The sequence below is a fragment of the Parendozoicomonas haliclonae genome, assembly GCF_900174585.1.
Classification (GTDB): Bacteria; Pseudomonadota; Gammaproteobacteria; order Pseudomonadales; family Endozoicomonadaceae; genus Sansalvadorimonas; species Sansalvadorimonas haliclonae.
On record NZ_FWPT01000005.1, the window covers coordinates 275,601 to 288,198 of the forward strand.

Below are 12,598 nucleotides of genomic sequence, written 5' to 3' on the forward strand. Positions count from 1 at the left end.
AGTCTCCGCATCTGGTTTCAAATGAAAACCAGTTTTATCCTGTGCAAGCTTGTTTTAAAATGCAACTACTTTTTGTTCAAGCTATTCCAAGGATCATTGTGAAACGGAAGACACCTTCAACCTTTAGCTGTACGTTTGCCCGCGCACTGGAAGCGATTGGTGATGGCTGGTCCTGGTTGATTATCCGCAACCTGTTTCATGGGCAGTCCCGGTTTGCGGTGTTGCAGGATGATCTTGGTATTGCCCGGAATATTCTCTCCAACCGTCTGAAGCAGTTGGTGGGTGCGGGCATTGTCGGGAAGGTCGCAGATCGGCAGGGCAGTAAATACCCCGAATACCTGTTAACGGAGAAAGGTCAGGAGCTGCTGACGGTGATGGTGGCTTTAAATCAGTGGGGCGATCGTCACTACACGCCCACTAAAGGATTGGCTTCCTGGACCATTGATCGGGCAACCGGTGAACCATTGGCTCCAGTCGCTCTGCAGAACAATCTGGGGGAGAACGTCCCTGTAGAACGTCTGCGCCATGTGACGGTGGGGGAGGTTCGGGATCATGGCTGGCCTCATCCTGAAAATCAGGACGCTGCTCTCCAGGAATAACTGACCCAGTTTATCGGTGGTGTACCTACGGTTTTTATGGCCGCGTATCGAAAGCCCTGTTTTTGGTAAAGGCTGATAGCGGGATGATTCTGTTCAGCCGTGCCGACCCAAAGCGATGAATAGCGTTGCTGACAATAACGGATGAGTTGAGTGGCAATACCCTGGTGAAAGTATCCGGGATCAACGACCAGACGGCTGATCCATTTCTCAGAGTTTTCTTCATTGATTTCGATAACGGCTACCAGCTTGTTGTCTCTATAGCTGCCATAGAACCGCCCTGTGCCTGCCATAAGATCCTTTAGGGTTTCCCGTAGCGGCGGGATTTGCGAGTAGCCGATCAAATCGGCTTCCACGGTATAGGCGGCCAGTGAGACTCTCAGGGTTTCTCGCGCTAGAGTCTCATCCGAGATATTCAGCTCTGTGATCATAGTGGGTATGTCGTGTGCATTGCAGATCGTAATTGCTCAATCCACTGTGCCCGTTGTTCGGCAGGTATTCTGACCCACGCTGTGTTATAAAAATTATCGTTTGAGCGACGTCCTTTGACGTGAAGGTGAAAGTGCCAGACATCCTGCCCGCCGGCCGGTTCATTATTTTGCAAAAGTGTTATTCCATCGAGCTGCCATAGTTTTTTCATAACCATAGCTACACGTTTTGCTAATAGTATGACCTCAGAGAGATGCTGTTCATCGATAGTATAAATGCTTTCGGTATGGATTTTGGGGATCACCATTACCGGAGGTCCTGCAGTGGGGCGGTGTTCCAGCGGGAGACAAACATAGGCATAGCGATTTTGGTAAATCACCTCGGCCTCATGTTCCTCTTTGCTGTTCAGGATCCGGCAAAACGGGCAGGCATAGTGATCGGGAGTGTGGGAGTGCATAAATTTCTAGTGTTAAGGCGTTATTGTTAGATTTTATTGGTGATTCGACTGATTAACAGTCTAAGAGCCTCGAACAACTTCAGTTTGAAAATACTGCTCCTGAAAGTGAACGGCTATTGAGATGTCCTCATCTGAGAAGGATGACTTTTCCGGTGCAATAATGAGCTTATTCTCGCAATCATCGTGGCGGAAAATAATAGCAATACATTGCCCCGTAAATTCGGATATAGGTTCATTGACTCCAAGGATATAAGCATCTATTTCCTCACGGTCTTCAGCTTGCGTGTTGGGGATGAACCCATAGTTTACCGGGTATTGATAATGGTATTCAGGGTGTCTGCTCCCCAGCGGACGATCTACCTTGACAGTTAACTGTTGTCCAAGAAAATGCTGGTAGTTGGGTATTGAGTTTTTCATTTTATACTCGACCATTGAATTCGCGTGAGGCGATAAAGGCAATGTTCCCTCAATGGATGACCCTCAGCCAGTGCCGGATGCTCAAAGGTGTTTGGCTCTCGAATCATGCCCAGCCGCTCCATTACCGCTGTGGATTTAAGATTGTCCTTGACCGCAAAGGAGACAATTTCTTCCAGTTGTAATTGCTCAAAGCCGAAGGTCAGGGCCGCTTGTGCAGCTTCGATTGCCAGCCCCTTGCCCCAAAATGCAGGCGATAAACGCCAGCCAATTTCCACGCAGGGAGAGAAGGGGAGATCATCCTGTGGTGTGTTCAGGCCGGTAAAGCCAATAAACTCACCTGTTTGCTTGTATTCCAGTGCCCAGAATCCCCAGCCTTTTTCGTCTATTAAAGCCTTGCAGCGATCAATGCGCTCATCACTTTCGGATCGTGATAGCAGAGCAGGGAAATATTCCATAACCTGTGGGTCGCGGCACATTCTATGGAATGGTTCTCTGTCGCTTTCTTTCCACTGCCTGAGTAGCAGACGCTCGGTTTCAATCTGTATGGGCATAACAGGATGAGTGGTTATTAATAGGCCAATGTAAAGGATTTCAGAGACACAGACTAATTAACATGCTGTTCGTGATCTGCTTTCAGTAAATAGGAAGGGTGTTCGAGCCCTGTTGGTTGATAAAACTCATCATGAGTGTAGAGAAAGCCCAATTTACCCAGAAGGATTTGAGAGCCGCTATTGTTAGGGTTATGTCCGGCAAACAGCGCCTTAACCTTTAACTGGTTAAAGGCATAGTCAATCACCGCCAAAGCGGCTTCACGAGCATAGCCTTTACGCCAGTGTTCAGAGCGAATGTGAAAACCGATTTCCAGAATATCCATTTCTGATTTGTAAGGTCTCAGGCCTGCGCAGCCGATAAAATCACCAGTTTCGAGGTCAAAACACGGCCAATACTGTATGTCGTGGGTCTCCTGTGTTGTGATCTCTTTGAGCAAGCGCTCTTTTACCTGTTCTTCGGAAAGTGCACCTCGGCTGTCAAAATAACGGGTGACCTGATAATCACCCCACAGTGCCATGGCAAGAGGAAGGTCTGTTGTCTGCCAGTGGCGGAACCCCAGACGCTCACTACATAGAATATAATCGTTGCTCACAAGTATCCGTTCTTTCAAGGCCTTTGATAGAAGTCAATTATCCCTCTTTATAACCGGCAAAGTCATAGTGTCGGTCAAAGGTAGGATTGTTAGAGAGAGCGGGGCTTTGAGCATTAACATTCATTCCCTGGGTAGGTGACTTTGCCCAGATGATAAAGATCGCGGGCCAGTCGCTGAATTTTGTCGGTCATAACTAAACGCTGCGTCCATTCTGAGGGAATACCTTCAAGTCCGTAGAACGCACCCGCCAGTTGCCCGCATACAGCAGCTGTTGTGTCGGCATCATCCCCGAGATTGGCTGCCAGGAGTATGGCTTCCCGAAAATTACGACCATGGTAGAAGCACCAGACTGCGCTGATGAGGCTCTCAATTACATAGCCACTTCCGGTGAGCTGGTGATATTCAAGATCCACAAAGGAACCGTCGAGAATCGGAATGAGTTCGTCGTGGCGGTCTGATGTTGGCAGGGTAGTACCCAGATTGATAAAAATATCCTGTTTGCTGGTGGCCACAAGAGCCCGCGATATCAACAGCGCGAGAAGTCGGCAGGCGCTCAGGCAAAGAGGAGAGCCATGGGTTGTCCGAGAGCTTTCACCCGCATAATGAAGGCAGAGGTCAAGATCTTGTGAGAAAAACAGAGGGATGGGCGCCAATCTCATAATCGACCCATTGCCAGATGTGTCCAGCCCGGTTGGGCCGGAAATGGGATCGCCGGTTTCGATATAGTGCTGAAGGGCTGACTTGACGGTATGGCCGATATCAAAGCACTCACCATTGCTGCTTAGCGTGCCATTCAGATACCAGTCGACATATCTCTTCATCTGGTCATCTGCATTGTAACCGGCATTATCAAGCAGACTGTATCCCAGGCACAGAGCCATGGAGGTGTCATCCGTCCACTCCCCTGGATTGAGATAAAAAGGCCCGCCCCCGACCATATCGGTTATCGGGGTGAGGGTGTTGCGATTCTGAAACTCAAGGGTTGTTCCTACGGCATCACCGCAGGCCAGTCCGGTTAATGCTCCGATGGCTCGGCTTTCCAAAACGTAGCGTCTCTCCATAGATTTATTCTTCTTGGCCAACAACGCAGATATGTAGCATTGCTCTGACGGTTTGTGTCCTCGGCTTCTTCTATTTAGAAGCGATATCTGCGTGGGGCAGGGGCGTGAAATATACCATAAAGTTGGATCATTCTGATCCGCCGGATGATGGACTCCCATGGATTATTTCGAGTGATTTTGTGGAATTGTGCTAGAACTCGTTGGGGACCTTTGATTGTAATGAAAGGATTATGAAAATCTTCATCGACGGAGTCTTGAAGATGATATATAGTTGGGGCGCTAAAAAGTGTGCTTGGGTTTATGCAAAAATTGAGAGTGTCGGCCGTAGAGGTTCGTCCTGTTCTTGATAGATAATCCGTCTCTTTTTGCTCAACCGCTCTGGAAACAGGGCACAATTATTTATTTGAAAGATCAGGGTGACATAATGTCTACTTCTACCGGTACCGTTAAGTGGTTTAACGAAGAAAAAGGTTTTGGTTTCATCGCTCAGGACAACGGTCCAGACGTGTTTGCTCACTTCCGTCAGATCAAGGGTGACGGCTTCCGCACTCTGCAGGAAGGTCAGCAGGTACGTTTCGTAGTTGCTCAGGGCCAGAAAGGTCCTCAGGCTGAAGAAATCGAAGTAATCTAAGCGCCTCGCGTTTAAAGTTTCGATATAAAGGCAGTACCTTCGGGTACTGCCTTTTTTTATGCCTCAAATTCGGGGGAGGGGGGCTGAGCTTGAATGCCCAATGACAGTTGTAAGTATCTGCCATTGGGTGAGAGCTACTGGGGTTGTCGGTGTTTGGTGTTCAGGCGTTGTAGTACAAGCAGACCTTCTGGCCATCAATCTCACAAATCTGGAACGGAATCTCATAAATGGATTCCATCACCTCTTTGCAGATCACCTCATTCACTGTACCCGCCTTAATCACTTCCCCTTTCTTCATCGCGACGATATGGTCGGAATAGCAGGACGCAAAGTTGATATCGTGAATAACGATCACCACGGCCTTGTTGAGCTTATGGGCCAGGTGACGCAGGGTCTGCATAATCTCAACGGAATGTTTGATATCCAGGTTGTTCAGCGGCTCATCGAGAAAGACATAATCGGTGTCCTGGGCAACAACCATAGCGATAAACGCCATCTGTCGCTGTCCACCACTAAGCTGGTCAAGATAACGATCCTGAATCGCTTCAATATCCAGATGCTTCAGCGCCTGATCCACAATCTCATGATCCTGGTCGGTCAGGCGTCCCTGAGAGTGGGGGAAGCGGCCAAAAGAGACCAGTTCGCGCACGGTGAAGCGCATATTTATGCTGTTGGACTGACGCAGTACCGCAAGGTGTCTCGCCAGTTCTTTGGTATCCCATTCCGCCAGCAGCTTGTCACCAATCAGCACCTCACCGGCATCGCTGTTGGTCAGGCGGCTGGCCATTGAGAGCAGGGTGCTTTTGCCGGCTCCGTTAGGGCCAATCACCGAGGTCACTTCGCCCAGAGGGAACAGGGCGTTGGCATCTCTCACGACAAAGGTTTTGCCGTACTTCTTACTTAATCCGGTCAGTTTGATCACAGTACGGCCCTTATTGAATCCGGTTACGCATCAGCAGATAGAGGAAATAGCAGCCACCGGTCAGATTGATAATGACGCTGATGGTGGTGGAGAACGACAGTACCTTCTCGACGAACCACTGGCCAAAGACCAGCAGAAAGACTGACAGCAGACAGCTGGCCAGTATCAGGGTGGTGTGGTGGTAGCTCTTGAACAGCTCGCGAGTCAGGCTCACGGTGATCAGACCGAAGAACAACACTGGTCCAACCAGGGCGGTGGAGATGGAGATCATTATGGTGATTAATACCATAATCCGGCGGGTAATGGCCTGCGGATCAAGCCCAAGGTTGATGGCGTTATCGTTACCCAGCCACAGCACATCCAGTTGAGGTGCGTAATAAATAAACGCGCCCAGACACAGGGCCAGAGGGATTACGCTCCAGTACACCAGCTCGGCATTGATATTGTTGAAGCTGGCGAACATGGCATCCTGCACCGCAGTAAACTCGTTTGGATCAATCACCATGGTCAGGAAGCCGGTAACACTGCTGAACAGGCTGCTGCAGATGATACCGATCAGAATCAGGGTAAAGACATTGCTGCCCAGTTTCTTGAAGTAGAGGGCAAACAGACCGAGGGAGAAGGCAATCATCACCAGTATGGACAGCAGGAAGTTGGTCATCGGTGTGGTAACCAGAGCACTCGTGCTGCCGAGAGTGACAACCAGCAAGACCTGAATCATCACATACAGGTTGTCAAAACCAAGGATGGACGGTGTAAGAATCCTGTTGTTGGTCAGGGTCTGGAATACCAGGGAGGAGGCGGAGATAGCAACTGCCGCCAGCACAATCGCCAACACTTTTGGCAGCCGCAGGGACAGGAAGAACTGATAATTATCCGCTGTCAGCCCCTGGCCAATAAACCAGGCGATAATCGCAATGCAGCCAAAACCAAGCAGGGCGATCTTGGCAGAATCCTTCTTCATAACATCAAACATTGGCTTTATCCCTCAGCACCAGGTAGATAAATACACCGCCACCGATAATGCTGATGATCAGGGAGATAGGCATTTCATAAGGGAAGATAACCAGACGGCCAATAATGTCGCAGACCAGTACCAGAACAACGCCCCAGTAGGCTGTCCAGGGCAGAATGCGTCTCATGTTGTCACCCATAAACAGGGAAACAATATTGGGAATAATCAGGCCAAGGAACGGAATCACGCCGACAATCATCACCACGGAGGCGGTGCTTACGGCAACCAGTGCCACACCAATAAAAACAATCTTCTCAAAGTTCAGACCAATATTTTTGGCAAAGCTTTCACCAATGCTGGCGGCGCTGAACTGGCTGGCATAGAGATAAGCCAGTACACAGACCGGTACAGCCAGATAAAGTACCTCGTAGCTGCCCTGCAGCACACTGGCAAAGTTGGCCGTGGTCCAGGACGACATGGATTGAATCAGGTCAAAGCGATAGGCCATAAACGTGGTGAGAGCGGAAACCACATTCCCGTACATCATGCCGATCAAAGGCACCAGTACTGCATTCTTGAACTTCAGCCGCTGCAGAAATTTCACAAAGATCAGTGTGCCGCCCACGGCAAAAGCAAAGATCACGCCGAGCAGTGACCATTGGGACGCATCACTAAATAGAGCCAGACCGACGATATAGCCAAGCATGGCGCAGTCGATAGTGCCAACGGTGGAAGGGGAGGCAAAGCGGTTCTGGGTGATCTGCTGCATGATCAGGCCGGCCACGCTGAGCCCGCCACCGGCCAGTACCACGGCAAACAAGCGGGGAATACGGCTGATAACCGTAATCGACCAGGCCTGAGCATCCCCCTGAAGCAGTTCGGACAGGCTGAATTGGGCAGCACCAATCATAAGTGAGGCCAGCGCAAGTGCTGCCAGCAACAGGGTGGAAAGAATGACTTTAGGGAGTGCCATGGCGCTGACTCGGCTTAGATGGGCATGATTTCATAGGGCGGGCTTGTACGGTGAAAGAAACACAAAGGCGGGCAATAATACCCGCCTCCAAAATCTTTAAGGCCTGTTATTTCAACGCTTTCTCGACATCATCAATCACCAGCTCAACACCGGTCATGCCGCCGTTGCTGATGTACCAAGCATTCGGATCAACATAGATCATCCGACCTTCTTTAACCGCACGGGTTTCAGTCACGAGTGGGTTGTTAAACTGCTTTTGTGCCAGACCCATCTCTTTGCCGATGGCCTGATCACGATCCAGCACAAACATAACGGAAGGGTTGGCTTCAGCAATATATTCAAAGGAGATCAGGTTGCCGTGGGCACCGGTCGGCTTGCTGCGTACGGTTTCTGAGGCATTGATAAAGCCGAGTTCATCAAACAGTAAAGAGAAGCGACTGTTGCGATCATACATGGCCAGCTTGCTGCCATTGCTCATCACCATCAGGGTGTTGAGTTTCTGGCTGGTGACTGTCTGGTTGATCGCGGTGATATCGGCTTTGATATCGGCAATAATTTCAGCGGTTTCGGCTTCCTTGTTAAACAGCTTGCCCAGCATATCCCAGTTTTTCTGCGTACCTTCCCAGAAGTTGGCATCCTGAGAATGGAACATAATGGTTGGCGCAATACGGTTCAGGTCGTCGTATAGCTTGATCATCCGCGGTTCGGCAATGATGACATCCGGCTTCAGGGTGTAGATGGTTTCATAATCCGGTTCTTTAAGGGAGCCGACATTGGTAGTGCTGGCACCGTATTCCTGCAGGTAAGGAGGGAACAGGTCGTGCACGGCACCAACCGGCTGGATACCCAGACGATCAAGGACATCAAGGCTGCTCATGCCCAGAACCACAACCCGCTGTGGCACCGCATCAAATTCCATCGTGCCTTTTCCGTGCTCAACGGTCAGAGCCTGAACCTGGGTGCTGATGGCCAGACAGGCCGCCAGTGCGGTAAGGCTTTGCTTAAACTTTCCCAATACGGATGCCATGTGTCCTTCCAAACTTCTGTGAACCGGATGCTGAAGACCTGTCAGCATTAATGGAACACGATTCTTATTGAAAACAATTCGCGTTTGAATAACGTTTTACCGCGATTGAATCGGTGGATGCCGCTTCTTTGATCTGGGTCAACTGTTGTTCTGATAATGGTTTAACCCATTGATATTGATGGAAAAGTCTAGGGAATGACTATTGAATGCATGGGCTAATGAGAATAAATTGCATTCGCCTTTTTGTTTACTCTCGGATTTATTTCAATGCAGCGATTTAATGGAAAGCTCTGCCTGCTGTTTGCGGCAATCTCGGCAGCAATGAGCGCTAACGCGGAGACCGTTAATCAGAACAGCCCACTGGTCTTTGATAAGGTGGTTGTGACAGCCACTCGTACTGAAAACAGTGTGGCGGATGCGCCGGCATCCATAGCCATTATCACTGCTGAACAGATTCAGGAGCAGCCGGGGCTGGCATTGAATGATCTGGTAGAGCAGGCGGCAGGTGTTGAAAGTCGTAAGCAGAGTGGTCGTTCTGGCCGGGAAACCATCAGTATTCGTGGTATGGACAGTAGCTATACCCTGATTATGGTGAACGGTCGCAAGATGAACTCTTCCAATGCCGTTGTACGCGGCAATGACTTTGATCTTTCCACACTGCCGAAAGACAGCATTGAGCGCATTGAAATTATCCGTGGTCCTATGTCTGCCCTGTACGGCTCTGAAGCTTTGGGTGGTGTAGTCAACATCATTACCAGGCTGCCAGCTAACGAATGGCACAGCACCTTCAATATGGATGGCTCTTCCCCGTTTGATGGCAACGGTGGTGAAGAGAGTATGTTGGGCCTGAACACCGGTGGTGCAGTGATCGATGATGAATTGTATCTGAACCTGTCTGTTAATCAGAGTCAGCGTGAAAGCCGCACACCTTGGGCAAAAATGCCAAGCACCATTGATAAAACCACCATGCTGACACCGACCGCTCTGGAAGAGCGCGATACTCTCAGCCTGTCTGGTACTCTGAATTGGTTTATCGACGATGTACATTCCCTTGATCTGGATGTGAACTACAGCGATGACAATCGTGAAGGTGTTAACAGAACCACCAAGGGCGGTCAGCCAACCAGGCAGGATGTGACCCGTCACAATGTTGCCCTGACGCATACTGCGGAGTGGGAAATCGGTGAATCACAGCTTCGCTACTACCGTGAAGAGGTCGAGATTGCCGAGCGTGATTTTGAAAAGCATCGTACCGACTCTGTGACCGAGACCACCAATACCATCGATGGTTCTTTCTCCACCGAACTGAGCGAACACCGTCTGACAGTGGGTGGTGAAGTGCGTAAGTCAGAACTCGATAACAAGCGTGATCTGGCTAATGTTGGTGGTGCTGAGGTGACTCAAAAGGCTCTTTATGCGCAGGACGAATGGAGTCTGGCTGATGACTGGACACTGACGTACGGTGCCCGTGCTGATAATCACGAAAACTTCGGTACAGAAATTAGCCCTCGGGCCTATCTGGTGCACAATATGACCGACAATCTCACCATTAAAGGTGGGGTGGGCACTGCATTCAAAGCACCTTCACTGCTGCAGCTGAATGAGGATTACATCCTTTCCAGCTGTAAAGGTAACTGCAAGATCAAGGGTAATCCTGATCTGCAGCCGGAAACCAGCACCAGTTATGAGCTGGCAGCCAACTATCGTCAGGATACCTGGGAAGCGGAAGTTGCTGTTTTCCGTAACGATATTGAGAACCTGATTGAACGTACTGTACCGGACGTTCCACTGGAAGAAATTCCGGTAGGTGCTGTTTATACCTATGAAAATATCAAGGAAGCCCGCGTTCAGGGTATTGAGATCGGTGGCCGTGTGGCGCTGACCGATGATATTGCCTTGAGTGGTGATGCGACCTATACCGATGCTCATGATGAAACCACTGGCGAACGTCTCTATGACCGTCCTCGTCAAACAGCATCGGTTAAGCTGAGCTGGCAGGCTACTGATAAGCTGAACACCTTCGTACAAAATACCTATACCGGTCAGCAGAAACTGAGCTCTGATGTTGAGCTGGCTGGTTATTCTTTGTTGGATGTCGGTATGACGTACCAGATGTTTGAAAACACTAGAATTCGTGCCGGTGTAACCAATCTGGGCAATGAAAGTCTGCCAGAAGATGCCTCCAAGCTGGGCTACAGCGAAGACCCACGTACTGTCTATATGGGCCTGAGCTACAACTTCTAATCCATTCAACCAATCCCCACTCTCTGTAGTGGGGATTGGTTATTCTGAATCGCTAGTCATTGCGCATTAACGCTCTTCACTGTCCTTTCCTGTCCCTTATCCGATCCGCCAATAACACATCTCTATCGCATTATTAGGATTGCTTAATAATCATTAGCAGGGTTGATGTGTGTAGGTATCAATGGTAAAAATGACGCGAACTGAGGCGGCACTTCTGTAAAGAAATGTTGTCGTATAAATAAGTGATACATTGTTTCTGCAGTCATTTAAGGGAATGCTGCAGTGCGGATTGGTAAAGAACACGGTCATGGGCTGCACAACAATAACAACTGGGTGTATTATCTTTATGTCCAGACAGTCTTTGACGACCCTTTTCATCTCTTCATAACAATAAACGGGCCAGATTTAAGGTGTAGTGGCCCTTAGACCGAAGCAGCAAATAATATGCATTCCCTCAGCCGAGAGAAGGAATGCCTGTGATCTGAATATTGAGAATTACAAGGATAACAGTATGACTGACACGCCCCTGAACCGCGCCGTATTTGATCAAGTTATGGTTCCCAACTACAACCCGGCCGCCTGTGTTCCGGTCCGTGGTGAAGGCTCCCGCGTTTGGGATCAGGAAGGTCGCGAGTATATCGATTTTGCCGGTGGTATTGCGGTAAACGTCCTGGGCCATAATCACCCGAAGCTGGTTGGCGCGCTCACTGAGCAGGCGTCCAAGATCTGGCACCTCAGCAATGTGTACACCAATGAGCCGGTTCTGGAGCTGGGCCTGAAGCTGACCAATCTGACCTTTGCTGACCGCGTATTCTTCTGTAACTCCGGTGCGGAAGCCAACGAAGCCGCATTCAAGCTGGCCCGTAAGTATGCTTTCGATACTGTCGATGAAGAGAAGAACGAAGTGATCTCCTTCCAGCAGTCCTTCCATGGTCGTACGCTGTTTACCGTATCTGTAGGTGGTCAGAAAAAGTACCGTGAAGGTTTCGCGCCGGTACCGGAAGGCATTAGTCACGTGCCGTTCAACGATATTGAAGCCCTGAAAGAAGCCATCTCCGATAAGACCTGTGCCGTGGTTATGGAACCGGTACAGGGCGAGGGCGGTGTCATTCCTGCCGATCCTGCTTTTGTTAAAGCGGTCCGCGAGCTGTGTGATCAGCATAATGCTCTGCTGATTTTTGATGAAGTGCAGACGGGTGTAGGCCGTACCGGCAGCCTGTATGCCTATATGGATATGGGTGTTACCCCGGATATTCTGACCACAGCCAAATCCCTTGGCGGCGGCTTCCCAATTGGCGCCATGCTGACCCGCAAAGAGATTGCCGGCAGCCTGGGTATTGGTACCCACGGTACCACCTATGGTGGTAATCCTCTGGCTTCCGCTGTAGCCAATGCTGTGCTTGATACCGTCGCCACTCCTGAGGTAATGGCGGGTGTTAAGAGCAAAGAGAGCCTGTTTGTTCAGCGTCTCGAAGACATCAACAAGCGTTTCAATGTATTCCGTGATATCCGCAGCGCCGGTCTGCTGATTGGTGCCGAGCTGGAAGAGCCATGGCGTGGCAAAGGCGGCGCAATTATCGCCAAAGCCCGTGAATTCGGTGTGATGCTGCTGATTGCCGGTCCTAACGTGTTGCGGATGACGCCATCGCTGGTCATCACGGAAGAGGAAATCAACCTGGGTATGGATCGTCTGGAACAGACCCTGGAAGCCTTGATCAGCGAAGCCGAATAAAGCCTCCGTC

General features: G+C 50.0%; 14 protein-coding genes. 4 read left to right on the forward strand and 10 right to left on the reverse strand.

What is annotated here, in order from left to right; all coding sequences use genetic code 11:
- Positions 1–98 precede the first annotated feature (98 nt).
- A complete protein-coding gene (locus EHSB41UT_RS12550; protein ID WP_165767251.1) occupies positions 99–599 on the forward strand; it encodes a winged helix-turn-helix transcriptional regulator in 501 nt (166 codons plus the stop codon).
- Here EHSB41UT_RS12550 and EHSB41UT_RS12555 read toward each other — a convergent pair.
- From EHSB41UT_RS12555 to EHSB41UT_RS12580, 6 genes are all read right to left on the reverse strand, one after another.
- Positions 575–1,027 carry a GNAT family N-acetyltransferase gene (locus EHSB41UT_RS12555; protein WP_087110322.1) on the reverse strand — a complete coding sequence of 151 codons (453 nt, stop codon included), beginning with the start codon at positions 1,025–1,027 and terminating at the stop codon, positions 575–577. The two genes, EHSB41UT_RS12550 and EHSB41UT_RS12555, sit on opposite strands and share 25 nt — an antisense overlap.
- The gene (locus tag EHSB41UT_RS12560; RefSeq protein WP_087110324.1) at positions 1,024–1,482 is read right to left on the reverse strand and encodes an HIT family protein; all 459 of its coding nucleotides are present in this window, start codon (positions 1,480–1,482) and stop codon (positions 1,024–1,026) included. The genes EHSB41UT_RS12555 and EHSB41UT_RS12560 overlap by 4 nt, the downstream gene beginning before the upstream one ends.
- Positions 1,483–1,542: 60 nt before the next feature.
- Positions 1,543–1,899 carry an inorganic diphosphatase gene (locus EHSB41UT_RS12565; RefSeq protein WP_087110608.1) on the reverse strand — a complete coding sequence of 119 codons (357 nt, stop codon included), beginning with the start codon at positions 1,897–1,899 and terminating at the stop codon, positions 1,543–1,545.
- Positions 1,896–2,450, reverse strand: coding sequence for a GNAT family N-acetyltransferase (locus EHSB41UT_RS12570; RefSeq protein WP_087110326.1), 555 nt, complete (start codon positions 2,448–2,450; stop codon positions 1,896–1,898). The genes EHSB41UT_RS12565 and EHSB41UT_RS12570 overlap by 4 nt, the downstream gene beginning before the upstream one ends.
- Before the next feature lie 53 nt (positions 2,451–2,503).
- Positions 2,504–3,043, reverse strand: a complete 540-nt coding sequence (locus EHSB41UT_RS12575; protein WP_087110328.1) for a GNAT family N-acetyltransferase — start codon at positions 3,041–3,043, stop codon at positions 2,504–2,506.
- Between the two features lie 113 nt (positions 3,044–3,156).
- Entirely contained in the window at positions 3,157–4,104 is a 948-nt protein-coding gene (locus EHSB41UT_RS12580; RefSeq protein WP_087110330.1) for an ADP-ribosylglycohydrolase family protein, read from the reverse strand.
- 424 nt (positions 4,105–4,528) lie between these two features.
- Here EHSB41UT_RS12580 and EHSB41UT_RS12585 point away from each other — a divergent pair, with 424 nt between their 5' ends.
- A complete protein-coding gene (locus tag EHSB41UT_RS12585) occupies positions 4,529–4,735 on the forward strand; it encodes a cold-shock protein (RefSeq protein WP_165767252.1) in 207 nt (68 codons plus the stop codon).
- Positions 4,736–4,895: 160 nt separating this feature from the next.
- Here the strand turns inward: EHSB41UT_RS12585 and EHSB41UT_RS12590 are convergent, their stop codons facing one another.
- The 4 genes from EHSB41UT_RS12590 to EHSB41UT_RS12605 form a co-directional block, all read right to left on the reverse strand.
- Positions 4,896–5,657 carry an iron ABC transporter ATP-binding protein gene (locus EHSB41UT_RS12590; RefSeq protein WP_087110332.1) on the reverse strand — a complete coding sequence of 254 codons (762 nt, stop codon included), beginning with the start codon at positions 5,655–5,657 and terminating at the stop codon, positions 4,896–4,898.
- 10 nt (positions 5,658–5,667) lie between these two features.
- Positions 5,668–6,633 (reverse strand): iron chelate uptake ABC transporter family permease subunit, encoded by a 966-nt coding sequence (locus EHSB41UT_RS12595; protein WP_087110334.1) that lies wholly within the window; start codon positions 6,631–6,633, stop codon positions 5,668–5,670.
- Complete coding sequence (locus EHSB41UT_RS12600) at positions 6,626–7,585, reverse strand: ABC transporter permease (protein WP_087110336.1); 960 nt, start codon at positions 7,583–7,585, stop codon at positions 6,626–6,628. Before EHSB41UT_RS12600 ends, EHSB41UT_RS12595 begins: the two co-directional genes overlap by 8 nt.
- Positions 7,586–7,691: 106 nt before the next feature.
- The gene (locus EHSB41UT_RS12605; protein WP_087110612.1) at positions 7,692–8,612 is read right to left on the reverse strand and encodes a siderophore ABC transporter substrate-binding protein; all 921 of its coding nucleotides are present in this window, start codon (positions 8,610–8,612) and stop codon (positions 7,692–7,694) included.
- Between the two features lie 267 nt (positions 8,613–8,879).
- Between EHSB41UT_RS12605 and EHSB41UT_RS12610 the strand changes: the two genes are divergently transcribed.
- Positions 8,880–10,856, forward strand: a complete 1,977-nt coding sequence (locus tag EHSB41UT_RS12610) for a TonB-dependent receptor domain-containing protein (RefSeq protein ID WP_087110338.1) — start codon at positions 8,880–8,882, stop codon at positions 10,854–10,856.
- A gap of 511 nt (positions 10,857–11,367) precedes the next feature.
- The gene (locus EHSB41UT_RS12615) at positions 11,368–12,588 is read left to right on the forward strand and encodes an aspartate aminotransferase family protein (protein WP_087110340.1); all 1,221 of its coding nucleotides are present in this window, start codon (positions 11,368–11,370) and stop codon (positions 12,586–12,588) included.
- Positions 12,589–12,598 lie beyond the last annotated feature (10 nt).